The following is a 23,814-nucleotide window of genomic DNA, read 5'->3' as shown; positions in this document are numbered from 1 at the left end:
ATGTTAGCGCTCACACCACGCGAGGGGAAGGTCGTCCGCTCGCAGTCACGGAACGACGACGCGCGAACCCGCTCGCTTGACCGGCCACCGGGAGGTGCGCCACGGTGCAGCGAACCGGTTCGCTGCCAGGCACATCGGCGCCCGACTGACGCCCGCCTACGACCCCGTGTACCGCCCTGGCCGATGGTTGATGGCCAGGATCAGATTGAGCAGCACCGCGCCCGCCGCCGACACGACGACGGTGAGGGGCGCTGCGAGAAGGAGGGAGGAGGCGATCACGGCCGAGTCGAGCACCATGAGGACGTACCCGGCCCGCGTGCCGAACCGGTCCTGCATGACAAGTGCGACGATGTTGAACCCGCCGAGGCTCGCTGTGTGCCGGAACAACGCGATCAGGCCGACGCCACACAGGATGTTCCCTGCTGCGGCTGCATACAGGGGCGAGATGACGGTGAGCGGGACGAACAGCGTGTGCAGGCTCGACATCGCCGACACCAGCGCGATCGCCACCGCGCTGTAGATGCTGAACTTCCATCCCTTCCCCCGGACGGCGAGCAGGAAGAACGGCAGGTTGACGGTTGCGAACACCAGCCCGAACGGAACCGGGAAAGCCTGGCTGAGCAGCAGCGACAGGCCCGCCGTGCCGCCGGTCACGAGCGATCCGGCGCGAAGGATGACCAGCCCGAGGCTCACCACGAAGGTGCCGACCAGCAAGCCCAGCACATCCTCGAGCAGGCTGTGGGGGACCGGGCCGGCGTCGCGCGCGGTGGTGCGAGAGCCACGCCACGTCCTGGTGCTCATCGGGCGGCCTCAAAGCTGCTGCGGTCGCCGAGCGCGGCGATCACGTGGTCGTTCGTGGGGCCGTCTGCCAGCGAGATGCGGACCCCGTCGCCCCGATAGCCCCTGACCAGGATGTCGTTCCTCTCGAGGTGATCGACGATCAGTTCCCGGAGCGTGTCGTCGGCGCGCAGCCAGACGAAGTTCGCCTGTCCTGCGATCACAGCCCAGCCCGCACGCCGGAGAGCGTCCGCCACGCGGTCGCGCTCGGCGACCACGAGCGCGACGCGCTCGTGCAGCTCCCTCGTCGCCTGCAGCGAGGCGAGGGCCGCCTCCTGCGCAAGCGCGGTGACCGCGAACGGCAGGCCGACGCGGCGCAGCCCATCGGCGAGCTCCGTGTGCGCGACGGCGAAGCCGACTCGCAGGCCGGCCAGACCGTGCGCCTTGGAGAAGGTGCGCAACACGCAGACGTTCGGGTGCGCACGGAAGAGCGCCAGCGCGTCGAGCGCTTCCTTCTCGGCCACGAACTCCACGTAGGCCTCGTCGATGACCACCAGGACGTGCGCGGGCACGGAGTCGAGGAACTCCGACATGCGACCGTGCTTGACAGTAGCCCCGGTCGGGTTGTTCGGCGTGCACACCAGGATCACCTTGGTGCGCTCGGTGACCGCGGCCGCCATCGCCTCCAGGTCGTGAGACTCGTCGGCGGCCAGCGGCACCATCACCGATCGCGCCGCTGCCAGCGACGCGAGGACCGGATAGGCCTCGAAGGACCGCCAGGCGAAGACGATCTCGTCACCCGGGTCGCAGACGGCGGCGATGATCTGCTGCAGAACGCCAAGACTCCCCGGGCCGACGACGACCTCCTCGGGGACGACGCCGAGCGCAGCCGCGATCCCGGTGCGCAGCGCCAGTGCCGCGCTGTCGGGGTACCGGTTCATGCGCCTCGCGGCGGTGTCGACCACGTCCAGCACGGAGGGCAGTGGGTCGTAGTGACTCTCGTTGGAGGCGAGGGCGGCGATGGTCGCGTCGGTCGCGCGTCGGCCCGCCGCATACGCGGGCAGCTCGTGGACGAGGGAACGCAGGGCCGGCTGCGTGTTGGTCGTGTACGCCATGCTCTTCACAATGTGGGTCGAATAGACTTCTGCGCAACTGTGCCTTGACGGACATGGCAGATTGCTCATTACTTCCCAGGAGAGGTGGCAGAATGACCAGCACCTACCAGCTGGATCCACTGGATGCGCGCCTGCTGCTCGCCCTCGACGAAGACCCGGAAGCGTCCGTGGTCTCGCTCGCCCGCACGCTCGGTGTCGCACGGAACACCGTTCACGCCAGGCTGCGCCGCCTCGAGAAGTCGCACGCGCTCGGCGACGTCAGCCGCCGGCTGGCGCCCGAAGCGCTCGGCCGCGGGCTCACGGCGTTCGTGGCGATCTCGCTGAGCCAGGCCGAAGCACGGGCCGCCTACGATGCGCTCGCGGACATCCCCGAGGTGATCGAAGTGCATGCGACCACCGGCGATGCCGACCTCCTGGCCCGTGTGGTCGCGCGGGACGCCGCCGGCCTCCGGAGCGTCACCGCTGCGATCACCGCCGCGCCAGGGGTGCAGAGAACCAGCACGTCCGTGGCGCTGGAGCAGGTCATGCCGTATCGGCTGTCGGCGCTGCTCGAGCGGCTCGCCCGCGAGGGCGAAGCCCGCCCTGCCGGCTGAGCCACGGTGGGACAATGGCTGCCCCTCCTGCTCGCGAACTACGGCGGCCGCAGGCCCACCCGACGTAGCCAGGCCTCGACGTCGGGCCGGGCCTGCCCGGCCTCTTCGCCCTGGACGGGCGTCGGCCTCCTGCTCGCGGACATTGCGTTGCACGGTGGCCTCGTACGCCTCCGGATACGGGTCGCGGCCTCGATCGCATAGACGTCCAGGTCGACCAGGTCGGCCATCATCCCGGCGCTGTCGTTGCCTGGTTCGACAGGGACACTCAGAAGGCCCCCGATCCGAAGATCAGGGGCCTTCTGTGATCAGCGCCCGGCGCGCTCCCGGGTCGGCGACCGACGGGGCGCCACCGGCGTCGGCGTCAGGCGTACCAGGCCTCGGTGAACTCAGCGAGGCCGATGGCGCCGTCGCCGTCGTGGTCGGCGGTCGCGAAGATCTGGTCCAGCTCCGCGTCGGTGACCGTCTCGCCACGGCCCTGCATCGCGAGGCGGAACTCGGCGACCGTGATGAGGCCGTCGCCGTCGGAGTCGAACTCGTCGAAGGTCGCCGCGAGCTCTGCGGCGTCGCTCTCGGGGGCGGTCGGACGATCGGACACTGCAGGCCTCCTGGGGGTCGGTTGTCGGGCGGGCCCATGCTGCCACGACGGCGTGACGACTGGGGGAGCGGTGTGGGTGATCCCGTTCATGCGGTGACCGTCCGCCGTCGGGCCGTGAGGTGCTTGCCGAGCAGTCCGTGGCGGGGTGCGAACACGTAGACGAGCGAGAACGCCGCGCCCTGCACGACGACGACAAGCCCGCCGGAGGCGGCGTCGAGCCAGTAGCTGAGGTAGATCCCTACCACCGAGCAGACCGCCGACATCACCGGGGCGATCACGAGCATGTGCCCGAACCGGTCGGTGAGGAGGTACGCGGTGGCGCCGGGGATGATCAGCATCGCGACGACCAGGATCACCCCGACCACCTGGAGGGCGACGACCGCGGTCAGGGCGAGGAGCCCGAGCAGCAGTGCCCCGAGGAACCGGGGCGAGAGCCCGATGGCGTGGGCGTGCATGGGGTCGAACGCGTACAGCGTCAGGTCGCGGCGTTTGAGGACCAGGACCGCGAACGCGATGGTGGCGAGGACTGCGATCTGGACGAGGTCCGCGGTGGAGACGCCGAGGATGTTGCCGAAGATGATGTGGTTCAGGTCTGTCTGGCTCGGCGTGACGGAGATGAGGACGAGGCCGAGCGCGAACAGGGTGGTGAACACGATCCCGATCGCGGCGTCTTCCTTGACGCGGCTCGTGCCGCGGATCGCGCCGATCAGGGCGACGGCGAGGAACCCGAACACGAGGGCACCGAGCGCGAACGGGGCGCCGAGGACGTAGGCGATGACGACACCGGGCAGGACGGCGTGGGAGACGGCGTCGCCCATCAGCGACCAGCCCACCAGGACGAGCCAGCACGACAGCAGCGCGCACACGACGGCGGCGATCACCGTCGTCGTGAGCGCACGGACCATGAAGTCGTACTGCAGCGGCTCCAGCAGCAGGTCGAGGGGGCTCATGCGGAGTCTCCGTGGTCGAGCACGTCGACGCCGTCGAGGCCGAACGCGCGGGCGAGGTTCTCGGGCCGCAGCGCCTCGGACACCCCGCCGTGGAACAGGATCCGGTGGAGAAGCAGCACGGCCTCGTCGGCCAGCCTCGGGAGAGCGTGCAGGTCATGGGTGGACACCAGGATCGTCCGGCCGTCGGCCGCCAGCTCCTTGAGCAGCCGGACGATGGTGGCCTCGGAGCGTTTGTCGACCCCGGCGAAGGGCTCGTCCAGCAGCAGGACCCGGGCGTCCTGGGCGATGCCGCGGGCGACGAACGCGCGCTTGCGCTGCCCGCCGGAGAGCTGTCCGATCTGTCGGTCGGCGTAGGCGGTGAGCTCGACCCGGTCCAGGGCCTCGGCGACGGCGGCGTGGTCGGCCGGGTGGGCCCGCCGGGTGGGGCCCTGGCGCCCGTAGCGGCCCATCATGACGACGTCACGGACGGAGACGGGGAAGGCCCAGTCGACGTCCTCGCTCTGCGGCACGTATCCGACCAGGCCCTGTCGGCGTGCCACGGCCGGGTCGGCACCGTCGATCAGGACGCGCCCGCGGTCGGGGCGGACCATGCCCATGATCGTCTTGAACAGCGTCGACTTGCCGGAGCCGTTCATCCCGATCAGCCCGGTCACCCGCCCCGGTTGGACGCTCAGGGACACGCCGTCGAGGGCCAGCACCTCGCCGTAGCGGACGACGACGTCCTCCATCTGGATCGCGGCGGTCTGGATCGCGGTGGTCATGCGTCGCCTCCGGTGAGGGCGTCGATGATCGTCGTGGAGTCGTAGCGGATCAGGTCGAGGTAGGTCGGCACCGGCCCGTCGGCCTCGGAGAGGGAGTCGACGTAGAGGGTGCCGCCGAAGGCCGCACCGGTCGCCTCGACGACCTGCTGCATCGGCTTGTCCGAGACCGTCGACTCGCAGAACACAGCCGGGACGTCGTCGGCCCGGACGAACTCGATGGCCGAGGTGATCTGCTGCGGGGTGGCCTGCTGCTCGGCGTTCACCGGCCAGATGTACCGCTCGGTCAGTCCCGCGTCGCGGGCGAGGTAGGAGAACGCGCCTTCGCAGGTCACCAGCGCCCGCTCGTTCTCCGGCAGCGCGGACAGCCCGGCGACGAGCTCGTCCTGCACCTCTTGCAGCTCCGCCTTGTACGCCGCGCCGTTGGCCTCGAAGGCGTCGGCGTGCTCCGGGTCGAGGTCGCTGAACGCGTCGACCATGTTGTCGACGTACATCTGAACGTTCACCGGGCTCATCCACGCGTGCGGGTTCGGCTTGCCGGCGTAGGCGTCCCCGGTGATGTCCAGTACCTCGACGCCTTCCGACACGACCACGTGCGGCACGTCCACCGACTGGACGAACTGCTCGAACCACGACTCGAGGTTCAGCCCGTTGTCCAGGATCAGGTCCGCCTCGGACGCCCTCGCGATGTCGCGCGGCGTCGGCTCGTACCCGTGGATCTCCGCGCCGGCCTTCGTGATCGACTCCACCCGGAGGTGCTCACCGGCCACGTTCTGCGCGACGTCGGCGAGCACCGTGAACGTCGTCAGCACCACCGGCCGGTCGTCCGCCCCGCTTCCCTGGGCCGAGGCGGTGCAGCCGGACACCGCTCCCGCGATCAGCGTGAGCGGGAGCGCGAACCTGAGGACGGCGCGAGCGCGGCGAGTGCTGGGCATACCGCGACCCTAGAAGTTCGGGCATGCGAAAACAAGTTCTCGGTCCTGCAAACTCGCCGGTGGGCGGTGGCTGTTCGGCTCCACCCGGCGCCGTTTGCCCCCGGGCGGCCGCCGCAGATAACGTGAAGGTTCACGATTCCGCGACGACGAGGAGACATCGTGCCCCCTGAACTTCAGTCCGACGCTCGGGTGATCACCCTGGAACGGCCGGCGGACGTGTTCACAGAGGCGTTCCTGCTCGGCAACGGGTCGCTCGGCGTGACGGTCCACGGCCGGCCAGGAGTCGAGGAGTTCGACCTGAACCTCGACACGGTCTGGTCGGGTGGGCCGCAGGGGACGCCTCGGCGCGACGTGCGCCCGGAGACCGTCGCCGACCTGCGCGCTGCCGTCGCCGCGGGTGATCACGCGCGGGCCGACCGGCTGGCGCGAGAACTCCAGGCCGAGAGCTGGACGGAGGCGTACCAGCCCCTCGGGCGGCTGCGCTGGCGATGGGGTCAGGACGGTGAGCCCGCGTCGTACCGGCGGCAGCTCGACCTGGCCTCCGCGACCACCCGGATCGACGCCGGGGCGGAGTCGATGGAGGCGTACGTGAGTGCCCCTGACGGTGTGCTCGTCGCCGTGGCCCACGGAGCGGGTGAACCGCTCGTCATCGACGTCGAGTTCGACTCGCCGCACCCCGTCGACGTGACGTCGTTCTCCTCCGGCGGCGTCGACTGGCTCGTCGCCGTCGGCCGCGCGCCGAGCCGTGCGCTGCCGAACTACGTCGCGGCCGCCGACGCGGTCGAGTACGACCGGGCTGCGCCCGGCGCCGATGGCACGGTCGACGCCGGCATGGGCTGGGCGGTCGCCGCGGCCGTCACGAGCGACCGGCGGCTCGTCGCCACGGCGGTGAGCGGCTTCCGCGGCGCGCGCGAGCGGCCGAGCGCCGACCTCGAGGCCCTCGCGGAGGAGGCGACCGCTCGCGTCCGCGCCGCTCTCGGGCGGGAGCCCGCCGAGCTGCGACGGCGTCACGTCGAGGACTACGCCGCGCTCTTCGACCGCGTGCAGCTCGACCTCTCGGCGTCGGGCACGCCGCAGGCGACGGCGGCCGAGCGGTACTTCGACCTCGGACGGTACCTGCTCATCTCGTCCAGCCGCCCGGGCACCCAGGCGGCGAACCTGCAGGGCATCTGGAACGTCGACGTCCGTCCCGGCTGGAGCTCCAACTACACGACGAACATCAACGTCGAGATGAACTACTGGGCCGCCGAGACGACCGCGCTGCCGGAGATGCACGAGCCGCTCTTCGACCTCGCCCGAGACCTCGCGGACGCCGGCCGCTCGGTCGCGGCGGCGGTCTACGGGGCCGAGGGCGCGACGACGCACCACAACACGGACATCTGGCGGTTCACCTCGCCCGTGCAGGGCGAACCGCAATGGTCGAACTGGCAGTTCGGCCTGGCCTGGATCGCCGCGCACCTCGGCGACCGTCTCGACTTCCGCTGGTCGGACGAGTTCGCTCGGTCGGTGGCGCTGCCGGTCACCCGAGCAGTCGTGGAGTTCGCGCTCGACCAGCTCGTCGAGGACGCCGAAGGCAAGCTCGTCGTGAGCCCGTCGACGTCACCCGAGCATCCGTTCGTCGCAGGCGGAGAGCTCGGCACCGTGACCGCCGGGTCAACGCTCGATCAAGAGCTCGCTTCGCAGGCGCTCGACCGGTATGTCCGGCTCGTCGAGCGCCTCGACGACAGTGACGACCTCGCCGACCGCTGCCGCAGGGCGCTCGCGCGTCTCCGGCTGCCCGCGATCGACGACGGGGGCCGGCTTCGCGAGTGGGCACCGCCGCTGCTGCCCAGCGAGCTCGATCATCGGCACCTCTCGCACCTGTACGGCGCCTACCCCGGCTCCCGCATCACGGAGACCGCGACTCCCGCGGAGTTCGAGGCGGTGCGACGGGCGCTCGCCTACCGCCTCGAGCACGGCGGCGGGTATACGGGCTGGAGCCAGGCCTGGGTGCTCTGCCTGGCCGCGCGACTGCGCGACGCGGAGCTCGCCGAGCGGTCGATCGGGATCCTCGTCGACGAGCTCAGCTCGGCGTCGCTGCTCGATCTGCACCCGCACGGCGCGTGGCCCGGCGGCATGATCTTCCAGATCGACGGGAACCTGGGCGCCGTCGCCGGGATGGCCGAGCTGCTGGTGCAGAGCCATGACGGAGCGCTCTCCTTGCTGCCGACCCTTCCGGCGTCCTGGCACGCCGGAGCTGCGTCCGGTCTCCGCGCGCGGGGAGGCCGTACGGTCGACCTCGAATGGGCCTCTGGCGTCCTGGCGAGCGCGCGCATCCACACCGCGACCGATGGCGACCTGGTGATCGAGGCGGACGCGGGACTTCGGCCGTCGGTGGTCGACTCCGCGGGTGCGGCGATCGAGGCCGAGGTGGCGGCGCCTGCGCCGCGCGGCCGCGCACGCTGGAGCTGGCCGGCCGTGGCCGGCCGGACCTATGCGATCAAGGTCGGATGACCCGGCGCGGCCGAGCTGCGGGGGGCCGTTCAACGGAAGGATGACCGCGTGGGCAAGAGTGTGACGATCCTCGACGTCGCGGCCGAGGCCGGGGTGTCTCGGCAGACGGTGACACGCGCCATGAACGGCATGGGTGACATCAGCGAGTCGACTCGGCGGCGCGTGCTCGAGACCGCGGACCGCCTCGGGTACCGTCCGAGTCGGTTCGCGCGCAATCTCGTGACCAGGCAGAAGACGCACGCGCTCGGTCTCGTGGTGGCCTCGTTCCGCAATCCCTACTACACCGACTTCGCCGGAGAACTGCTCTCGGTCGCCGCCGAACGCGGGTGGCAGGTCATGATGGCGGGGTTGGAGAGCGGCCTCGACGAGGCCCTGGGCCTGCTGTCCACGCAGGTCGACGTCGTGGTCGGCCACTTCGGCCACTCTGATACCGAGCTGCGCGAGGCCGCGCGCGGTCTGCCGGTCGTGCGCCTCGAATGGGTGAGCGCCCTGCCCGGCGTCCACTCGGTCGAGCTCGACATCGAGTCCGGGGTCGTGGACGCGATCCGTGCGCTGCGCGAGCGCGGCGCCCGACGGTTCGGGATGGTCGACTCGGCGTACACGCTGCGGTCTGCCGGCCGCTACGCGCCCTCTCCCCGGCGCGAGTGGTTCGAACAGGCGGTCGGCGACCAGCTCACCGGCGTCACGGTGGGCGAGGAGTCGATCTCCGGTGGCGGGGAGGCGTTCGGGGAGCTCCTGCGCGGACACCCGGACACCGACACCGTCCTGATGTTCAACGACCTGATGGCGCTGGGCGCGGTGCAGAGCGCGCACGGTCTCGGCGTCGATGTCCCCGGCAGGGTCCGCATCGTCGGTGTCGACGGTCTGGCCCTCGGCGAAGCCGTCGATCCGCCGCTCACGACGATCTCCCTCGATCGGCACGGGCTCGCGTCGAACGCGCTGGACATCGTCGAGATCCTCGCGGAGTCGGACTTCGCCCGGCTCGATCCGATCCACCGCAGCGTCCGTTCCCAGATCCTCTGGCGCGCCTCCGCGTAACCCGGGATCCGGCTGCCCTCCGCGCTTGACGAGATCCTCGGCTGTTCCCTACGAGCGGGGACGAGGCCGTCCATGACGGATCGCGGTGGCGCGCCAAGCAGTGACACACAACCAGGCGCCCGGCGAGCCGAACGGGGCCCGGCAAGAGCTCGGCGCCTGCTGAGCGGCTCATCTGACGCTGCGCCTCGCCGACCGCGGCCCAGGAGGAGGGTCCTCCTGGGCCACGGCCTGCCCGGATCACCAGATCATGTCGGCCCACTCCGGGTGGTCGATGAACGGGTTCCGGTTGCCCTGCCAGTCGGTGTAGATGACCTCGTTGCGCCGGCGCTCGGCAGCCGAGACCGGGTCGGCCGCGTGCCAGGCGAGCAGTACCGAGATCCTCCCGTGCAGCGGCACCGCGCCGTTCGTCGTCGAGTCGTTCAGCTCGAGGTTGGGCCAGCCGTCGTCGCCCTCGTAGCGCACGGCCATGTACATGAGCATGCGTGCGACGTCGCCCTTGTAGGCGTCGGCAGGCTCGAACGAGTTGGAGTCGGTGAAGCAGTCCGCGCACTGGTAGACCGCCGACCCGCCGTTGTCGAAGTCCTTGTTGCCGCGGGTCGAGTTGACGGTGACGTCCGTGGGCCGCAGGTGGTGCAGGTCGGTGCCGGGGCCGGTGGCGGTGCCGAAGTCGCCGTGGCTCTGGGCCCAGGTGTGCTCCCGGTTCCAGTCGTCCGGGTCGCCGCCGTTACTGGTCTTCGAGATCGACGTGCCCGAGTAGAACTCGATGACGTTGTTCGGGTTGTTCGGGTCCTCGTCCGTCTCGCGCAGGGCGGTCCAGACGGTCGCGTAGCTCACCCCGGTGTGGTTGTCGATGATCCCGTGCAGGGCGGAACGCAGCGCGGGCCCGGTCTTGCCGGCTGCGGCGTCGTAGTAGCCGGCGGGTTCTGTACCGCCGTCGTCCCCGCCCCCGGACCCCACGACCGCGAACGCGGTGCTGTCCCGGAGCCCCGGGTGCGTGAAGTAGGCCGAGAGCGTGCCGGTGACGTCGAGCTGCTGACCCATGAGGCCGGGGTTGGACGCCAGGCCGTAGCCGGAGCGGAAGGCCGCGGGGATCTGGACGTAGATCATCCGTGCGGTGCTGGTCTCGCCGGGGGCGTCGGCGAGGGCCAGGGCGTAGTCGTTGGGAAAGCCGCTGGTGACCACGGTGCTGGTTGCGGTCGGCTGCCCGACGACGTACCCCCGCACGGTGGCCGTCGAGCCGTTCTGGGTGGAGATCGCCGACGCGACGCTGATCGGGGTGGCCGCTTGGCCGGGCGCGGCTACGCCGACCTGGGCCGCTGCGATCAACGCCAACGCGAGGGCAAGGGCCAGAAAGGCGGGTGGCAAGGGACGCTCAAGCAGTTTCCGCATTATGACACCGTATCGAGACAAACTATGGCCCGCACGACATTCCGGTGAATACTGTGTAAATACGACACTTTCGCCCGCGTGGCGCGCAGCAGCGGTGCGCCGCCTCGGTCGTCATGACGCCTCGGTGGGGTCGTCGTCGACCAGGCCCAGGGCGAACGGCTGGGACCGGACGAACCGTGCCCAGTCCACGTGCCCGGCCGCGTCGGCCTCGGCAGCGATCTCCTCGAACGCGGCGAGCACCTCGGGAACGTCCTCTGCGGGCACCCGGCCCAAGGAGTGCGCCATGTTCTCCAGGGTCTTGACCGCCCAGTCCGGGTCGACGTCGTCGTCCGACCCCTGCTCCAGGAACACCGAAGCGGCCAGGATCGTCTCGACCAACGGCTTCACGTTCACAAGCCGCAACCTACTATTCGTGCGCAGGCGGCCGTAGCGCCCGACTTCCTCCGGGCGCGCCGCGAGCGGGTGCGGCCGCCGTTTCGCGGCCGTCGCGTGCAAGGAAGTCGTCTACGCCGTGGTTTCGGCCTCGCCTGCTGCCCAGGCGAGGTACTCGGGGCTTCCGCCGATGATCGGGGTGACGACGATCTCGGGCAGGTCGTACGTGTGGAGCGCGCGGATGTGGAGGACGAGCGCCTCGGTGAGCTGGGGGCGCGTCTTGAGGACCAGCCGCCACTCACGCTCGCGGTGGACCTGGCCCTGCCACCGGTAGATCGCCGTGATCGGGCCTTCGATCTGGGCGCACGCAGCGAGTCGTGCCTGGACAGCCCCGTCCGCCATCTCCAGCGCCGCAGCCTCGTCGTCGAACGTCGTCGTCACCTGCACCAGTACCGGATCCACCCGGGCAGCGTAGTGAGGGTGGTGCCACACGCACTTGCCGCTGGACGCGGCAGGGACGGCCACTGGCCGGACACACCACTCCTCCTGATAAGGTCACTGTGACCCTATTGGACGAGCGAGGAGCAACCCGCCATGGAGGAACCCACCGAGTACGACCCGCGCGACTACCCGCCGGTGGCGGTCACGGTCGACGTCGTGATCGCCACGCTGCGCGGTGGGCGCGTCCATGTCCTGCTGGTCGAGCGCGGCGAGCAGCCGTTCCGTGGTGCGTGGGCGCTGCCCGGCGGCTTCGTCCAGCCGGACGAGGACGCCGACGCTGCCGCGCGGCGGGAGCTGGTCGAGGAGACGGGCATCGGCCTCGCGACGCCGGTGCACCTGGAGCAGCTGCGCACCTACTCCGCCCCGCAGCGCGACCCCCGCATGCGCGTCGTCTCGGTCGTCTACGTCGCGCTCGCCCCGGACCTCCCGGACCCGGTCGCGGGCAGCGACGCGGTCGCGGCCCGCTGGTGGGCTGTCGATGACGTGACCGACGGCGAGATCGATCTCGCCTTCGACCACGCCCAGATCCTGTCCGACGCGGTCGAGCGCATCCGGTCGCGGCTCGAGTACACCACCCTGGCGACGTCGTTCCTCCCGCGCGTCTTCACCCTCGGCGAGCTGCGTGCCGTCTACGCGGCCGTGTGGGGCGAGGCCCTCGACCTGCAGAACTTCCGGCGCAAGGTGCTCGCCGTGCCGGGCTTCGTCGAGCCGGTCGACGAGGTTCGGGTGGGCGTGCCCGGGCCGCGTGCGCAGCTCTACCGGGCGGGCGGGGCGGCGGAGATCGTCCCGCCGTTCCGGCGCCCGTCCCGCATCGTGCGGGGCGAGGGGAGCGAGCGGTGACGCCGGTCCTCACGCCCGCCACGGTGCTGGCCGCGACCACGTGGGCCGAGCTGGGCGTCCCGCGCACCACCGCGGGACTGCGCGCGCTGCGCCGGGCGCTGCACCCGGACCTGTGCGCGAGCCCGCTCGCGGGTGCGGCCTTTGCGCACGTGACCGCCCTCTACGACGGGCCCGACGTCGCCCTGCGGCTCGCCACGGCCCGCCGCGACGGCCCCGGCCGCCTGGTGTGGACCCCGGAGCCGGGCTTCGAGGACCTGGTCGACGTCGCGGACCGCGCCCACGGCGACCTCGCGCGCACCCGCCACCCGAGGTTCTTCACGCGGATGGCCGCGGCGCCCGGGGCGTCGCGCACCGGGGCGAGGCTCGTCACCTACGACGACGGTGGCGCGGCCCGCTGGTGGTTCCTGGCCGACGTCGGGCGGCTCGACTCCCGCACCGCCGTGTGGGTCGCCAAGCGTACGGCCGCGGCGATCGAGCTGGCCGCCGAGGTCGGCTGGGTGCACGGCGACATCCACCCGGGGACCGTGGTGCTGTGCCCCGAGGAGCACGGGTTGCGCCTGGACGGCTGGTGGTCGGCAGTCCGGATCGGGGACCGGATGGCCGTGGCGCCGCGGGCGGCCACGCCGCCGCGCTGGCTGGGCGGTGCCCGCGTCGACCCCCGTCTCGCGGTCGCCCAGACTGCTGCGACGGTGCTCGAGGTCGCCGACGTCGACGCCCCGCTCGCGGACGTGCTGCGTCGCCATGCGACCGGCCCCGGCCTCCCGTCCGACCTGCTGCGCGACGTCGCCGGCGCGGCCCGGAGCCTCTACGGCGCGCCGGCGTGGCACCCCCTGCCCGAGCCGCCGTCCCCGTCCCTGTAGGCCGCCGACGGCGGGTCTTGTGCTCAACCCGACTCGATTGATATGGTCACACTGACCATATAAAAGGTGAGAGTGAATCGGGCACGGAAGGAGAAGGCGATGGGTGGCGGAAGCTGGAGCAGGGACACCTATGACGCTGTGACGGGGGCCCGCGCCGCGTCCGGGGCGACGTTCGGCTACGACCGGGCGGCGCGCCGGTCGGGGAAGTACGAGGCGCACCCCGACCTCGACCCCACGCGGCTCGGCAGGGATGGCAGGAACCTCCGCGAGTCGCGTGACAGCGCCGAGCACGCGGCGTCGCTGCCGATCGTGGTCGGGTTCGACTCGACCGGGTCCATGGGCTCGGTGCCGCGCGTCGTGCAGCAGAAGCTGGCGACCCTGTTCGGCCTGCTGGTCGACAAGGGCTACGCCACCGACCCGCAGGTCGCCGTGGCCACCTACGGCGACGCCACGTGCGACCGGGTGCCGCTGCAGGTGAGCCAGTTCGAGTCGGACAACCGGATCGACGAGAACCTCGACCGGCTTCTCCTGGAGGGCGGGGGTGGCGGCAACGACGGCGAGACCAGCAACCTGCTGCTCTACTACCTCGCTCACCACACGGTGACCGACGCCTGGGAGAAGCGCGGCCGGAAGGGCTACGTCTTCCTCATAGCGGACGAGAAGCAGATTCCGATCACGGCCGAGCACGTGCGCCGGTTCGTCGGCGACCCGCAGCCGCTGGGCGGGCTGGACGTCGCCACGATCGCTGCGGACGTCTCCCGCACCTGGAACGTGCGAGTGCTGCTGATCAACAACGCGGCGGCCCTGCAGCAGCGCTCCCAGGAGTTCTACGAAGGGCTGTTCGGCCCCGACTCGCTGACGATCGTGCAGGACCCGACCGCCATCGCGGAGACGATCGCCGCGATCGTCGGCTTCGAGGAGGGCAAGGATCTCGCGACGATCACGGACGACCTCACCGTCGCCGCCGGCCGGGAGGTCGCGCTCCGCGTCGGGAAGAGCCTCGCGGCCCGGCGCCCGGCGGTGGGCCTGCGATGACTGCACCCGCCACGTCCCGGCCCGCCACCGCGGACGTGGTGGTGGGCCTCGGGTTCGGCGACGAGGGCAAGGGCGCCACGGTCGACGCCCTCGCCGCCGCATCCGGCGCGGACCGCGTGGTTCGCTTCAACGGCGGGCAGCAGGCCGCGCACAACGTCGTCGTCGGCGGTCGGCACCACACGTTCGCATCCTTCGGGTCCGGTTCGTTCTCGGGCGTGGCCACCTGGGTGTCCGGCTACTGCACGGTGGAACCGACGGCGGCCGCGGCCGAGCGGGCGGCCCTCGTGCGCCTCGGGCTCGCCCCCGTCCTGCATGTGGACGGCGCCTGCCTCGTCACGACGGCGGCGCACATGGCCGCGAACCACGCACGCGAGGCGGCGCGCGGAGCGGCCCGGCACGGTTCGACCGGGACGGGCTTCGGTGAGACGGTCGCCTTCGGCCTCGCCGCGCCCGACGACGCCCCGCGCGCCGCCGACCTCTCCCGTCCCGTCGTGTTCGTGGCCAAGACCGTCGCCGTCGCCGAGGCCCTCGTGGCCGAAGGCGTGCTCGACACCACCTGGGCGAGCACCGGAAGGGTCGCCGCCGCCGCGCGGGCTCAGTGCGAGGCTGCGGCGGCGTTCACGGTCGTGGACCGGGGCCGCCTGCTCGACGAGCTGCGCACCGGGCACACCGTGTTCGAGGGCGCGCAGGGTTTCTGGCTCGACGAGAGCTTCGGCTTCCAGCCGCACACCACGTGGTCCACGACGACCCCGGCCAACGCGCGAGAGCTGGCGCGCGCGGCAGGGATCGAGCGGGTGCGGACCGTCGGCTGCACCCGGACCTACGCCACCCGGCACGGGGCCGGGCCGCTGCCGGGCGAGGATGCACTCCCGTTTCGGCCGCTCGAGCCCCACAACGGCGACGACACGTTCGCGGGGGCGTTCCGCACGGGCGCCATCGACGCGGCGCTGCTCCGCGCCGCCGTCGACCAGACGATGGCCGACGTGCTGGCCGTGTCCCATGCCGACGTGTTCGACAGGTTCGTCACGACGGAGGGCCGACTGCCGCTGGACGCGTTCGGGCCGGTGCTCATGCTGGGGCGAGGGCCCGCGCGGGAGGACCGGCGCGTGGTGAACGCCGCGCACCCGGTCCGGGTGCGCGGCGTTCGTCCCGGTGACGCGTCCGGGGCTACCGCTGCAGCGTGAGCAGGCCCGGCCGGTACGGCCACTGGCCGTAGTCCCCACCGGAGCTGGGGGAACGGCCCTGGTACAGCAGCTGCAGGTTGCAGGGGTCGATCGTCATGGTCTGGTCGGCGCTGCTGCGGATGAGCTCACCGTGGCTGATGTCGTTGGTCCAGGTGGCACCGCTGTTGGCCTTGCCCGCGAACGGGTTGCTCTCCGTCGCGGCCTGCGGCGTCCACGAGCCGGAGAGGCTGGTCGCGGTGAACGAGCGGAAGTACCGGCCGTTGGCGCCGATGGCCTCGACGATCATGAGGTACTTGTTCTGGCCCTGGAGCTTGTAGACCTGCGGCGCCTCGAACAGGTTCCACCCGTTGTTCGTGGTGTCGCTCATGACGACGGTCGACGAGCTGCCAAAGCTGCCCGGGAAGTTGCCGATCGGCATGCTGGCCCGGTAGATGAACCCGTTGTCCCCGGCGAAGAACAGGTACATGTTCGACCCGTCACCGATGATCGTCTGGTCGATGGGACCGGTGCCGGAGCCGGAGATGGTCCCGGAGAAGAGGACGCTGGGGGACGACCAGCCGTTCGCGTTCGTGGGGTCGTTCGACGTCCGGTAGAAGAAGGCGGCCCCTGGGCCCCACTGGTAGGTGAGCACCCAGATGTTCCTCGGGGCGAAGTAGAAGAGCGACGGGGCCACGGTCGCGGACGACATCGTGTTCTGCGTGGCGGAGCCCATGTCGGACCAGTTGCTGAAGAGGCTGAAGTTCATCGAGCCCCACGTGCTGCCGAAGTCGTGGGTCGTCGCGTAGACGAGATGCTGGCCGTTGTACGGCGCCGTGGTGAAGTCCTTCAGCGACACCCAGCCGGCCTTCGGGGTCGCGAGGACGCCGGTGGACGTCCAGCGGTAGGTCGACGGCAGGTCGCACGTCCCGGAAGGCGGCGTCGAGTTGTTGACGAGCGAGGCGTCGTCGATGAAGAGACTGTCGGTACCCGCGGCCGACTCCACGTAGAACGTGGCGGACGACAGCGTCCCGGTCCAGGACACGTTCGTGGTGCCGGTCAGCTGCGTCCAGCCGGAGGAGTTCACGGTCCCCTGCGCCAGGTTGACGTAGTTCGTCGTGCCGCCTGCGGTCACCTGCAACGTGACCCGGCCGGTCGGGGTCCCGCTCTCCGACCGCACCCACACGCTCGCCGTGTAGCTGTTGTTGTTCGTCAGCACGGAGGTCACGGTCTGGGCCGGGCCGTTCCACGCCGACGTGCGACCGGTCCGCGACAGCGCGCGGGACCCGCCGTGGACCGGGCTCGTGACGGACGCCAGCGACCCGGCGCCGAAGACCGACCAGCCGGTCGTTCCGTTCTCCATGTCGGGGTTCGTCAGCAGGTTGCCGCTCGCAGCGGCGGCCGGAGGGGCCTGGATCGGTGCTGTCGCCGCCACCAAGCCCAGCACCAGGGCGGTGGTGACCCCCAGTGCATGAATTGCGATGGACCTTCTTCTGCTCATCCTTCGCTCCTGCTCTCTGTCGTGTTCCGCCCCGTCCCGTGGCGCAGCGGCGGAACTGTCGGTTCATCTGGGCGCGGCCTCGTCGTGCACCTCATCGGCACGACGGTGAGAGGCCCGGGTGTTAGCGCTAACAACTTTGTTGCGAGAGAACCCGGCAGTGGTTCGCTTTAACGTTACACATACGATTAGTCGTGCACAAGGCGCAGATCGCCGATGGCGGATCGCAGCCACCATGCAGACCGAAGGAGTTCTTCATGCCTCACGACACGTCGCCGTCCACACTCCAGATCGACGGGCGCCCGGCGACAGACACCGTGCTGCGCCACGTCTGGAACGAGTGCGTCGGCGCCGGCCGCGCGAACGAGGCGCTGCGTGCCGACTGGCAGGCCCACTTCCGCGAGGCGGTCGACGTCCTGGGCGCGCGCCACGTCCGCTTCCACGGACTGTTCCACGACGACATGTTCGTGTACCGGACGAGCAACGGCGGGGGATTCGGGCCGCCCGAGGAGCTGCCCGAGCCCGTGTACACCTACGCCTACGTCGACAAGGTCTTCGACGCGATCCTCGACGCGGGAGCACGCCCGTTCGTCGAGCTCGGATTCATGCCGCGCGAGCTGGCCAGCCAGACCGAGACGCTCTTCTGGTGGAAGGCGCACTGCAGCCCGCCCGAGGACCTGGACCGATGGGTCGAGCTCGTCACCACGACCGTCCGGCACTGGATCGACCGCTACGGCCTGGACGAGGTGCGGGCCTGGCCGTTCGAGGTGTGGAACGAGCCCAACCTCGTCCCGCACTTCTGGACCGGGACGCGTACCCAGTACTTCGAGCTCTACGAGGCGACGGCCAGGGCGATCAAGGCCATCGACCCGCAGCTCCGGGTCGGCGGCCCGTCGACGAGCGTGTTCGTGCCCGACGCGCGCTACGCCGGCGAGTACCACGATCCGTCGCTCGAGGTCGCGACCGCCGAGGCGGCGAACCCGGACGAGCTCGACTGGCAGCCGGTGTGGATCCGCGAGTTCCTCGACTGGTGCGCCGAGCGTCACGTCCCGGTCGACTTCCTCTCGACCCACCTGTACCCGACAGACCATGCGGCCGACTCGACGGGCCGGGGAAAGGCGATCTCGCGTCAGGTCGATGCCACGTACCTCGACCTGCGCAGGATGCGCGACCTCGTCGCCGAGAGCCCTTACCCCGAGGCTGAGCTGCACATCACCGAGTGGTCGACATCGCCGTCGAGCCGCGACGCGATCCACGACACGCTCTTCGCGGCGCCGTACATCGTGCGCGCGTTCCTCAAGGGAGCGGCGCTGGCGGACTCCATCTCGTACTGGACGTTCACCGACGTCTTCGAGGAGGGCGGCGGCGGCATCGGCCCGTTCCACGGCGGCTTCGGCCTCGTCAACGAGCAGGGCCTGCACAAGCCGACATTCCACGCAATGGCGATGCTCGCCCGCCTCGGCGACCGCCTCCTCCTGGAGCTGCCCGACGGTGCCATCACCCGCTCGTCGAGCACGGGAGACGTGGCGGCGATCTTCTACAACTATCCCGAGGGCATGGGGAAGGCCGGCCTCGCGTCGTGGAACACCTACGCGGGCACGCGAGCGCTGGCCGAGGTCGGGCCCACCCGCCGCATCCGCCACACGATCGCCGGGCTCGCCCCCGGCGTGGAGCTCGCCGTGGAGGTCCTCGACTGGGACCACGGGAACGTCGCCGAGGCCTGGTACCGGATGGGCGCGCCCCTCAACCTCTCCCGTGCGCAGACCGCCGAGCTGCGCGAGGTCGCCGACAACCTCGGTCGCAGCGTCCTGACCGTCTCCGAGCACGGCATCCTCGAGATCGACCTGGAGCTTCCCGCCTGGGCGGTCGTCTCGATCGCTCCGGCGACAATCCTGTGAGACCGCACGCACGGTCGATCGCGCGCTGAATCGCGCGGCGGGTCGTCTACCGCCCGCCCCGCGTGGATCCGCGCACCACGAGACGGACCGGCGCGACGATGTGCTCCGCGGGCGCCGCGGCATCGGCCATCCGCCGGTGTAGCAGCCTGACGGCGTCCTGCGCGACGCCCCGGTGGTTGGGATCGATCGAGGTGATCCCCGGAGGGACGAAGCTCGACACGTCGAGATTGTCGAACCCCGCGAGCTGGACGTCGTCAGGCACGCGCAGCCCGCTCTCGGCCAGCGCGGCCACCGCTCCGAGGGCGATGACGTCAGTGACGGCGAAGACACCGTCGAACGGCAGGCCGGACGCGACGACGTCGAGGAGGGCTTCGCGGGCGCCCTGCGACGAGTAGGTGGTGACGGGCACGACGTACCGCTCGTCGACGGGCAGGCCGGCCTCGCGGTGCGCCGTCTCCCACCCGACCCGCCGGTCCGTCGTCATCTTGTGGGCACTCTCGTAAGCGGCGCCGAGCGCGAGGATCCGGCGAGAACCGCCCTCGATCATGTGGGAGGTCGCGAGCCGCGCGCCTTCCTCGTTCGCCAGCTTGATGTGGTCGAAGCGATCAGGCACCTCGTGCTCGCCCAGGAGCACGATCGGCTTCGGCGTCCGGACCCGGTCGAGCTGGTCACGGTCCAGTGCGGCTACCGACAGCAGGACGCCGTCGTAGAGCTGTAGCCGCGCGACGCTGAGCGACTCCATCTCGTGCTCCGGGTTGGCGCTCGTCCGTTCGAGGACCAGATGCCGTCCCTCGGCCTCGACCAGGGGAGCGATCTCGTCGGCAACCTCGCCGAAGTAGTCGTGGAAGCTCGGGACGATCAGTGCGACCGTGTCGGTCCGCCCCGCCCGCAGGTGGCGGGCGGTGAGGTTCACCTCGAAGCCGAGCGCTTCCACGGCCGCGAGGACTCGCGCGCGCGTGGGCGCGCCGACCGGGCGCCGGTCGCTGAGGACGTTCGACACGGTCATGACCGAGACGCCCGCCTCGCGCGCGACATCTGACATCGTCACCATCAGCATCCTCCTGCGGGCATCGTGCTGGTCGCACGCCTCGTTCCAAGACCTTGACGGCGTCCCCGGTTTGCTCCTAGTTTAACGCTAAAATCCCGGATGGGATGAGAGGCGCTCTTGCATCCCGTCACGGCTTGGTCTCGGTCAACAGCGCCCGGGCAGTTCTCAAAGGAGAGACATGAAGCGTGATCTGACATCAGGTCCGATGCGCCGCGTCGGGCGGCGCCTGACGGCGCTCGCCACGGCCACGGCGCTGATCGGTCTGACCGCGTGCACCGCGGGCACCGACGACGAGGCGGGCACCGACAACGACGCCGGCGTGATGACCGACTACGCCGCCGACACCACGTTCAGGGCGACCGAACCCGTGAATCTCTCGATGCTCTGGACCGACTGGCCCGACGTCCCGATCACGGACTCGTGGCAGATCTTCGACGAGATCGAGAAGCGCACGAACGTCTCCTTGGACTTGACGAACGTCCCGTTCAGCGACGCGGTGGAGAAGCGAAGCCTCCTGATCAGCTCTGGCGACGCGCCCGAGGTCATCCCGCTCGTCTACACCGGCGAGGAGCAGCAGTTCGCCGCCTCCGGCGCGGTGCTGCCGCTCAGCGACTACGTGGAGTACATGCCCAACTTCCAGAAGCGCGTCGAGGAGTGGGACCTGGGCGCGATGGTCGAGAACCTCCGCCAGGCGGACGGGAAGTACTACATGATGCCGGGCCTGCAGGAGGTCTCCGTCCCGACCTTCACGCTGATCATCCGCAAGGACGTCTTCGACGAGGTCGGCGCCCCGGTCCCGGAGACGTGGGACGAGCTGCGCGAGGGCCTGGCGATGATCAAGGAGAAGTACCCCGACAGCAAGCCGCTGGCGGACGGCTTCGAGGGCCAGTCGATGCTCAACTACGCCGCGCACGCCTTCGGGACCGTCGCGGGCTGGGGCTTCGGCAACGGGACCTTCTTCGACGAGGAGAGCGGGACGTTCGAGTACGCCGCCACCAGTGACGGCTACCGCGACATGCTCGAGTACTTCAACGGCCTGGCCGAGGACGGTCTTCTCGACACCGAGTCCTTCACCGCCGCGAACGACGGCATGGGCACGGTGACCGAGAAGTTCGCCGCGGGACAGGTGTTCGCCGCGTCAGGCTCGAACGGCACGGTCCAGGATTTCGCCACGGCGCTCGACGCCACGGACGCGAAGGGCACATACGAGCTCGTCGAGATCGCCCCGCCCGGCGGTCAGGCAGGACAGATCGTCGAGCCGCGCAACTTCTGGAACGGGTTCATGATCACGGCGGACGCGAAGGACGACCCCCAGTTCGTCGCGAAGCTGCAGTTCCTCGACTGGCTCTACTACAGCGCCGAGGCGCGGGACCTGCTGCGCTGGGGCGTCGAGGGCGAGACCTACACGAAGTCGGCCGACGGCACGTACACGCTGGCGCCGGACTACTCGCTGGGGGCCTTCAACATCAACCCCGACGGGAAGACCGACATCCAGACGGACCTCGGCTACTCCAACAACGTCCTCGCCGACTCGACCGAGTCCCGCGCGCTCAAGCAGTCCTACAACACCCCCGAGTTCGTCGACTACATCGACTCCGTCCTCTCCACGCGCACGCCACGTGACCCGTTCCCGCCGGCGCCGCTGGACGAGCTCGAGCTCGAACAGGCGTCGCTGCTGGCGACGCCCCTCAAGGACACGGTCGACACCAACACTCTCAAGTTCGTCCTCGGTGAGCGTCCCCTGAGCGAGTGGGACGCGTACGTGGCCGAGCTGGAGGCGCAGAACCTCCAGGAGTACGTGGACCTGATCAACGGCGCGTACGAGCGCTTCGCCGAGAAGAACGGCTGACCGTTCGAGTCGTAGACCCGGTGGGGGCGTCGTCGACGCCCCCACCGGGCTCCTTGGAGGTGGGGACATGGACGTGACGGACGAGAGCACGGGTGGCGCGGTCGGCACCGAGGGCGCCTTGCGGACCGCGCCCGCTCCGACGCCGCGGTCTGCGCCGGGGCCGGCCCCGGGGTCGGGCGACGGGACTGCCGGCGTTCGACACGGCCGACTCCGCAGGCGCCCACGCGCGGGGAGGGTCTCGTGGCGTCAGACGCTTCGTCGGGACGGTGTCCTGTACCTGATGGCGCTGCTGCCCCTCGCCTTCTTGGTGGTCTTCCGGTACCTGCCGGTGGCCGGCAACGTCATCGCCTTCCGCCGGTTCCGCCCTGGCGGCAGCATCTTCGGCGAGACGTGGGTCGGGCTCCGGTACGTGGAGATGTTCATCAACGACCCGACGTTCTGGCACGTCTTCGCGAACACCGCGATCCTCGGCTGTCTGACCCTGGCCATCTGCTTCCCGCTGCCGATCGTCCTGGCCCTCTTGCTCAACGAGGTCCGGAAGACGGCGTTCAAGCGGGTCGTGCAGTCGGTCTCCTACCTGCCGCACTTCCTGTCGATCGTGATCGTCGCCGGCATGACGATGCAGCTGCTCTCGCTCCAGGGCACGGTGAACCAGGTGGTCGAGGCGATGGGAGGGGAGGGGATCCCGTTCCTGCAGCGGCCCGAGTGGTTCCGGGCGATCTACGTCGGGACCGAGGTGTGGCAGACGGTCGGGTGGGGAACGATCCTCTACCTGGCAGCCCTGACCACCGTGGACAGCTCGCTCTACGAAGCGGCGCGCATCGACGGCGCCAACCGGTGGCGTCAGACGTGGCACGTCACGCTACCGGGCATCCGTCCGACGATGGTCACCCTGCTGATCCTCAACATCGGCACGTTTCTCAACGTCGGGTTCGAGAAGGTGCTCCTCCTGTACACCCCGCTGACGTACTCGACCGCGGACGTCATCTCCACCTATCTCTACCGGGTCGGTCTGGTGTCCAACAACCTCAGCTACGCGGCGGCGATCGGCCTGTTCCAGGCCTGCATCGGCCTTGTCATGGTCCTGTCCGCGAACTTCGTCTCGCGGCGAGTGGTGGGAGCAAGCCTGTGGTGACCTCTGATGCGATGACTCCGGCCGGCCCCCGAGCGGGCGTGCCGATCGGACCGCGCGACTCCAAGGGGTACCGGCTGTTCACCGGGCTCAACGCGGGCGTTCTGGTCCTCGTCTGCCTCGTGGTGCTCTACCCCTTCATCACCCTGCTCGCACAGTCATTCTCGAGCGCCGGAGCGATCAAGGCAGGCCTGGTGAACGCCGTACCGGTGGACTTCAATATCGAGACCTATCGCGCGGTGACGCAGGACGAGCGGTTCTGGACGAGCTACGGCAACACCGTGCTGTACACCGTCGTCGGCACGGTGGTCGCGATGATCCTCACGACGACCTTCGCCTACGTGATCTCCAAGCAGCACCTCCGGGGACGCAACGTCCTCATCGGCATCGCCGTCTTCACCATGTTCTTCAACGGCGGGATAATCCCCAACTACGTGCTGATCTCGTCGCTGGGTCTGAAGAACACGATGTGGGCGGTCGTCCTGCCCGGTGCACTGTCGGTGTTCAACCTCCTCGTCATGAAGTCCTTCTTCGAGAACCTTCCCCGTGAGCTCGAGGAGGCAGCGCAGCTCGATGGACTCGGCTGGTTCGGGATCTACGTGCGCATCGTGCTTCCGCTGTCGAAGGCCGTGATCGCGACCATGGTGCTGTTCTACTCGGTGGCGTACTGGAACGACTGGTTCTCGGCGTTCCTGTACCTCGACAAGAACGAGCTCTTCCCGATGTCGCTCTACCTGCGCAACCTCATCGCGGGGGCGTCGACGACCACCGCGGAGAGCGCAGCGGCCATCGGGACGACGGGCGCGGCCATCTCGGCGAACATCAAGGCCGTGACGATGGTTCTCGCGATCCTGCCGATCCTGGTCGTGTACCCGTTCGTCCAGCGCCACTTCGTCTCCGGCGTGATGCTCGGTTCCGTCAAGGGCTGACCTGGCCCTGGCGAGGCCGACATGCTCCAGGCGTGACGAATGGGAGTTG

Annotated in this window: 22 protein-coding genes; 11 read left to right on the top strand and 11 right to left on the bottom strand. The window is 70.2% G+C overall.

The genetic code is table 11. The features are described from left to right. Positions 1-156: 156 nt before the first annotated feature. Together L1785_RS10165 and hisC are read right to left on the bottom strand one after the other, a co-directional pair. Positions 157-801, bottom strand: a complete 645-nt coding sequence (locus L1785_RS10165; RefSeq protein ID WP_236089145.1) for a YitT family protein — start codon at positions 799-801, stop codon at positions 157-159. Continuing rightward, positions 798-1,892 (bottom strand): histidinol-phosphate transaminase, encoded by a 1,095-nt coding sequence (hisC, locus tag L1785_RS10160; RefSeq protein WP_236089144.1) that lies wholly within the window; start codon positions 1,890-1,892, stop codon positions 798-800. Before hisC ends, L1785_RS10165 begins: the two co-directional genes overlap by 4 nt. Positions 1,893-1,984: 92 nt before the next feature. On the opposite strand from hisC, the gene L1785_RS10155 reads away from it, so the two are divergent. Then, entirely contained in the window at positions 1,985-2,485 is a 501-nt protein-coding gene (locus L1785_RS10155; RefSeq protein ID WP_236089143.1) for an Lrp/AsnC family transcriptional regulator, read from the top strand. A gap of 361 nt (positions 2,486-2,846) precedes the next feature. On the opposite strand, the gene L1785_RS10150 is transcribed toward L1785_RS10155, so the two are convergent. From L1785_RS10150 to L1785_RS10135, 4 genes are all read right to left on the bottom strand, one after another. Beyond that, on the bottom strand, positions 2,847-3,080 hold the full coding sequence (locus L1785_RS10150) for an EF-hand domain-containing protein (protein WP_236089142.1): 234 nt from the start codon (positions 3,078-3,080) through the stop codon (positions 2,847-2,849). A gap of 86 nt (positions 3,081-3,166) precedes the next feature. Further along, entirely contained in the window at positions 3,167-4,030 is an 864-nt protein-coding gene (locus L1785_RS10145) for a metal ABC transporter permease (RefSeq protein ID WP_236089141.1), read from the bottom strand. Beyond that, complete coding sequence (locus L1785_RS10140) at positions 4,027-4,791, bottom strand: metal ABC transporter ATP-binding protein (protein WP_236089140.1); 765 nt, start codon at positions 4,789-4,791, stop codon at positions 4,027-4,029. Before L1785_RS10140 ends, L1785_RS10145 begins: the two co-directional genes overlap by 4 nt. After that, on the bottom strand, positions 4,788-5,723 hold the full coding sequence (locus L1785_RS10135) for a metal ABC transporter substrate-binding protein (protein WP_236089139.1): 936 nt from the start codon (positions 5,721-5,723) through the stop codon (positions 4,788-4,790). Before L1785_RS10135 ends, L1785_RS10140 begins: the two co-directional genes overlap by 4 nt. Positions 5,724-5,882: 159 nt before the next feature. On the opposite strand from L1785_RS10135, the gene L1785_RS10130 reads away from it, so the two are divergent. Then, positions 5,883-8,216, top strand: coding sequence for a glycosyl hydrolase family 95 catalytic domain-containing protein (locus tag L1785_RS10130; protein WP_236089138.1), 2,334 nt, complete (start codon positions 5,883-5,885; stop codon positions 8,214-8,216). Positions 8,217-8,264: 48 nt separating this feature from the next. Then, positions 8,265-9,254: a LacI family DNA-binding transcriptional regulator gene (locus L1785_RS10125; RefSeq protein ID WP_236089137.1), complete on the top strand. Its 990-nt coding sequence runs from the start codon at positions 8,265-8,267 to the stop codon at positions 9,252-9,254. A gap of 237 nt (positions 9,255-9,491) precedes the next feature. On the opposite strand, the gene L1785_RS10120 is transcribed toward L1785_RS10125, so the two are convergent. The 3 genes from L1785_RS10120 to cutA form a co-directional block, all read right to left on the bottom strand. Further along, a complete protein-coding gene (locus tag L1785_RS10120; RefSeq protein WP_236089136.1) occupies positions 9,492-10,643 on the bottom strand; it encodes an endonuclease in 1,152 nt (383 codons plus the stop codon). A 111-nt stretch (positions 10,644-10,754) separates the two neighbouring features. After that, entirely contained in the window at positions 10,755-11,036 is a 282-nt protein-coding gene (locus L1785_RS10115; protein ID WP_236089135.1) for a hypothetical protein, read from the bottom strand. Between the two features lie 111 nt (positions 11,037-11,147). Next, positions 11,148-11,477 (bottom strand): divalent-cation tolerance protein CutA, encoded by a 330-nt coding sequence (cutA, locus tag L1785_RS10110; protein ID WP_236089134.1) that lies wholly within the window; start codon positions 11,475-11,477, stop codon positions 11,148-11,150. A gap of 132 nt (positions 11,478-11,609) precedes the next feature. Here cutA and L1785_RS10105 point away from each other — a divergent pair, with 132 nt between their 5' ends. The 4 genes from L1785_RS10105 (at position 11,610) to L1785_RS10090 (ending at position 15,435) form a co-directional block, all read left to right on the top strand. After that, on the top strand, positions 11,610-12,356 hold the full coding sequence (locus L1785_RS10105; protein ID WP_236089133.1) for an NUDIX hydrolase: 747 nt from the start codon (positions 11,610-11,612) through the stop codon (positions 12,354-12,356). Continuing rightward, positions 12,353-13,216, top strand: a complete 864-nt coding sequence (locus L1785_RS10100; protein WP_236089132.1) for a hypothetical protein — start codon at positions 12,353-12,355, stop codon at positions 13,214-13,216. The genes L1785_RS10105 and L1785_RS10100 overlap by 4 nt, the downstream gene beginning before the upstream one ends. A 99-nt stretch (positions 13,217-13,315) precedes the next feature. Next, positions 13,316-14,251, top strand: coding sequence for a hypothetical protein (locus L1785_RS10095; protein WP_236089131.1), 936 nt, complete (start codon positions 13,316-13,318; stop codon positions 14,249-14,251). Continuing rightward, positions 14,248-15,435 (top strand): adenylosuccinate synthetase, encoded by a 1,188-nt coding sequence (locus tag L1785_RS10090; protein ID WP_236089130.1) that lies wholly within the window; start codon positions 14,248-14,250, stop codon positions 15,433-15,435. Before L1785_RS10095 ends, L1785_RS10090 begins: the two co-directional genes overlap by 4 nt. Here L1785_RS10090 and L1785_RS10085 read toward each other — a convergent pair. Next, complete coding sequence (locus L1785_RS10085; RefSeq protein WP_236089129.1) at positions 15,419-16,912, bottom strand: non-reducing end alpha-L-arabinofuranosidase family hydrolase; 1,494 nt, start codon at positions 16,910-16,912, stop codon at positions 15,419-15,421. The genes L1785_RS10090 and L1785_RS10085 overlap by 17 nt on opposite strands. A 254-nt stretch (positions 16,913-17,166) precedes the next feature. Here L1785_RS10085 and L1785_RS10080 point away from each other — a divergent pair, with 254 nt between their 5' ends. Then, positions 17,167-18,807, top strand: coding sequence for a GH39 family glycosyl hydrolase (locus L1785_RS10080; RefSeq protein ID WP_236089128.1), 1,641 nt, complete (start codon positions 17,167-17,169; stop codon positions 18,805-18,807). A 46-nt stretch (positions 18,808-18,853) separates the two neighbouring features. On the opposite strand, the gene L1785_RS10075 is transcribed toward L1785_RS10080, so the two are convergent. Then, positions 18,854-19,858, bottom strand: coding sequence for a LacI family DNA-binding transcriptional regulator (locus tag L1785_RS10075; protein WP_236089127.1), 1,005 nt, complete (start codon positions 19,856-19,858; stop codon positions 18,854-18,856). Positions 19,859-20,033: 175 nt separating this feature from the next. Between L1785_RS10075 and L1785_RS10070 the strand changes: the two genes are divergently transcribed. The 3 genes from L1785_RS10070 to L1785_RS10060 all read left to right on the top strand — a co-directional run bounded on the left by L1785_RS10070 (position 20,034) and on the right by L1785_RS10060 (position 23,765). Further along, positions 20,034-21,704, top strand: a complete 1,671-nt coding sequence (locus tag L1785_RS10070; RefSeq protein ID WP_236089126.1) for an ABC transporter substrate-binding protein — start codon at positions 20,034-20,036, stop codon at positions 21,702-21,704. Positions 21,705-21,771: 67 nt separating this feature from the next. Further along, positions 21,772-22,839 carry an ABC transporter permease gene (locus L1785_RS10065; RefSeq protein WP_372461853.1) on the top strand — a complete coding sequence of 356 codons (1,068 nt, stop codon included), beginning with the start codon at positions 21,772-21,774 and terminating at the stop codon, positions 22,837-22,839. Positions 22,840-22,850: 11 nt separating this feature from the next. Beyond that, positions 22,851-23,765 carry a carbohydrate ABC transporter permease gene (locus tag L1785_RS10060; RefSeq protein WP_236089260.1) on the top strand — a complete coding sequence of 305 codons (915 nt, stop codon included), beginning with the start codon at positions 22,851-22,853 and terminating at the stop codon, positions 23,763-23,765. Positions 23,766-23,814: the final 49 nt, after the last annotated feature.

It is taken from the genome of Antribacter soli (genome assembly GCF_021568775.1).
GTDB lineage: Bacteria > Actinomycetota > Actinomycetes > Actinomycetales > Cellulomonadaceae > Antribacter > Antribacter soli.
This window is presented reverse-complemented; position numbering and strand designations above follow the sequence as displayed.

Bases quoted from the DNA above. Each gene is read 5' to 3' on its own strand.
- L1785_RS10165 (WP_236089145.1), bottom strand. From the start codon at position 801: ATGAGCACCAGGACGTGGCGTGGCTCTCGCACCACCGCGCGCGACGCC.
- hisC (WP_236089144.1), bottom strand. From the start codon at position 1,892: ATGGCGTACACGACCAACACGCAGCCGGCCCTGCGTTCCCTCGTCCAC.
- L1785_RS10155 (WP_236089143.1), top strand. From the start codon at position 1,985: ATGACCAGCACCTACCAGCTGGATCCACTGGATGCGCGCCTGCTGCTC.
- L1785_RS10145 (WP_236089141.1), bottom strand. From the start codon at position 4,030: ATGAGCCCCCTCGACCTGCTGCTGGAGCCGCTGCAGTACGACTTCATG.
- L1785_RS10140 (WP_236089140.1), bottom strand. From the start codon at position 4,791: ATGACCACCGCGATCCAGACCGCCGCGATCCAGATGGAGGACGTCGTC.
- L1785_RS10135 (WP_236089139.1), bottom strand. From the start codon at position 5,723: ATGCCCAGCACTCGCCGCGCTCGCGCCGTCCTCAGGTTCGCGCTCCCG.
- L1785_RS10120 (WP_236089136.1), bottom strand. From the start codon at position 10,643: ATGCGGAAACTGCTTGAGCGTCCCTTGCCACCCGCCTTTCTGGCCCTT.
- L1785_RS10105 (WP_236089133.1), top strand. From the start codon at position 11,610: ATGGAGGAACCCACCGAGTACGACCCGCGCGACTACCCGCCGGTGGCG.
- L1785_RS10095 (WP_236089131.1), top strand. From the start codon at position 13,316: ATGGGTGGCGGAAGCTGGAGCAGGGACACCTATGACGCTGTGACGGGG.
- L1785_RS10090 (WP_236089130.1), top strand. From the start codon at position 14,248: ATGACTGCACCCGCCACGTCCCGGCCCGCCACCGCGGACGTGGTGGTG.
- L1785_RS10085 (WP_236089129.1), bottom strand. From the start codon at position 16,912: ATGAGCAGAAGAAGGTCCATCGCAATTCATGCACTGGGGGTCACCACC.
- L1785_RS10080 (WP_236089128.1), top strand. From the start codon at position 17,167: ATGCCTCACGACACGTCGCCGTCCACACTCCAGATCGACGGGCGCCCG.
- L1785_RS10075 (WP_236089127.1), bottom strand. From the start codon at position 19,858: ATGGTGACGATGTCAGATGTCGCGCGCGAGGCGGGCGTCTCGGTCATG.
- L1785_RS10070 (WP_236089126.1), top strand. From the start codon at position 20,034: ATGAAGCGTGATCTGACATCAGGTCCGATGCGCCGCGTCGGGCGGCGC.
- L1785_RS10065 (WP_372461853.1), top strand. From the start codon at position 21,772: ATGGACGTGACGGACGAGAGCACGGGTGGCGCGGTCGGCACCGAGGGC.
- L1785_RS10060 (WP_236089260.1), top strand. From the start codon at position 22,851: ATGACTCCGGCCGGCCCCCGAGCGGGCGTGCCGATCGGACCGCGCGAC.